At 50.5% G+C, this 2,055-nt stretch carries 1 protein-coding gene and 1 pseudogene; one reads left to right on the top strand and one right to left on the bottom strand.

Going from position 1 to position 2,055, the window contains the following annotated elements; all coding sequences use genetic code 11:
* Nucleotides 1-916, top strand: a pseudogene (locus ATB02_RS25510) (DEAD/DEAH box helicase family protein); the annotation flags it as partial.
* A 397-nt stretch (nt 917-1,313) separates the two neighbouring features.
* On the opposite strand, the gene ATB02_RS26830 reads toward ATB02_RS25510, so the two are convergent.
* Nucleotides 1,314-1,427, bottom strand: a complete 114-nt coding sequence (locus ATB02_RS26830; RefSeq protein WP_072071404.1) for a replication initiation protein — start codon at nt 1,425-1,427, stop codon at nt 1,314-1,316.
* Between the last annotated feature and the right edge of the window lie 628 nt (nt 1,428-2,055).

Raw genomic sequence — 2,055 nt, 5'->3', positions numbered from 1 at the left:
TCAGACCGTCTGCGAGGAGTCGCTGGACAACCTGACAGGCACAAAGACTGGAATCACAAAACCGGAACTACTGGTACTGGACGAGCGTTTTTACCGCAAGGCGATGCAAAGGATCAGCTTTTACGCACTTGATAACCTGCAGCGTTTCTTCCCGAAACTGACAGGCATCCGTGAGTTCATCCGCAGTGACGCCTATCTTGGTAAGCTGAAAATTACAGTCATCGTACCGCAGTCACTGGATTTCACCACCGTACCGGCAAAAGATAAGCTGCACCTACTGGAAACCGTTCTGCTGCGTATCTCAGAGAACGTTCGCCGCAATGATCAGAAGGTAAAAGGCACGTACCGCTTTATCAGCCAGCCGGTGAAAGAGGTTATTAAAGATTACAGTTTGCACATTGACCCGTCGGTAGTTATTAATCAGAAAATCACTGCTGTACCCACCATTGGTAAAAAATGGTACGTGTACGATAATGCGATACTGAATCAGCTTGAGCATCGCCTAATTAAAACGCTGGAAGCATTCATGCCGAAGCTAAAAGCGCGTTATGACGATATTTACGTACTGCGTAACGACGAGCAGTCAACGCGCTTTAAGCTCACGGAGTTCGGCGGCGTGCGCGGGTTTATGCCAGATTTCATCATGATACTGACGCGCCATTCGGACAACACTTACTGGCAGGTGTTCCTTGAACCGAAGGGGGATGATCGTTTGCTGGATGACGCATGGAAAGAACGGATGCTCGAAACCCTGAATGATAGGGAGCGCATTGTAATTGATGAAAATGAGCACGTCAGACTGGTTGGGATTAAATTCTTTGCCAACAGCCAGATGGACGTTTTTGTCAGCGACATGCAGAACAAGCTGAATGATGGAGAATCGCTCGAAACCTCCTCGCTTTCCCTACCACTGTAAATCACGACAATAAATAACGGAGCATTACGCTCCGTTATTTTATTGTTATCCCTAACCACCTCCCCGGGAGTTGATGATTGCTCCTGTAATGGTTGCATTGTTTGTTCTTGCTGTTGCGAATCATTAGTTTTGAATTGTGGTTAAAAACCGTTCGCTATGTTTATGCCTAGGGGGATGAGGGGGAAAAGATTCAAGGATCCTCTTGTGATCCTTTTTTTCTGCGCGTAATCTGCTGCCTGTAAACGAAAAAACCACCCTGGCAGGTGGTTTTTCGAAGGTTAGCTAATCCTGGCAGATTATCTAACCGGGTAACTGGCTTGGAGGAGCGCAGTCACCAAAATCTGTTCTTTCAGTTTAGCCTTAACAGGTGCATAACTTCAAGACAAACTCCTCTAAATCAGTTACCAGTGGCTGCTGCCAGTGGCAATAAGTCGTGTCTTACCGGGTTGGACTCAAGACGATAGTTACCGGATAAGGCGCAGCGGTCGGGCTGAACGGGGGGTTCGTGCACACAGCCCAGCTTGGAGCGAACGACCTACACCGAACTGAGATACCAACAGCGTGAGCTATGAGAAAGCGCCACGCTTCCCGAAGGGAGAAAGGCGGACAGGTATCCGGTAATCGGCAGGGTCGGAACAGGAGAGCGCACGAGGGAGCCACCAGGGGGAAACTCCTGGTATCTTTAAGTCCTGTCGGGTTTCGCCACCTCTGACTTGAGCGTCGATTTTTGTGATGCTCGTCAGGGGGGCGGAGCCTATGGAAAAACGCCATCGGCGCGGCCTTTTCCTGGTTCTTGTTTTTTGCTCACATGCTCCTTTTGGCTTTATCCCCTGATTCTGTGGATCACCGCATTACCGTTTTTGAGTGGGCTGATACCGCTCGCCGCAGCCGAACGGCCGAGCGTAGCGAGTCAGTGAGCGAGGAAGCGGAAGAGTGCCTGAACAGGCATGTTCTCCTTACGCATCTATGCGATATTTCACACCGCATATGCCGCTGTTTTCTTACAATCGCACTGATTCCGCACAGTTAAGCCAGTATACACTCCGCTATCGCTACGTGACTGGGTCATGGCTGCGCCCCGACACCCGCAAGGTCCACGGCCTGACGCGCCCTGACGGGCTTGTCTGCTCCCGGCATCC

It is taken from the genome of Escherichia sp. MOD1-EC5189, assembly GCF_002966045.1.
Classification (GTDB): Bacteria; Pseudomonadota; Gammaproteobacteria; order Enterobacterales; family Enterobacteriaceae; genus Escherichia; species Escherichia coli_F.
The sequence above is the reverse complement of the archived record's forward strand: the minus strand, read 5'-3'. Positions and strand labels throughout refer to the sequence as shown.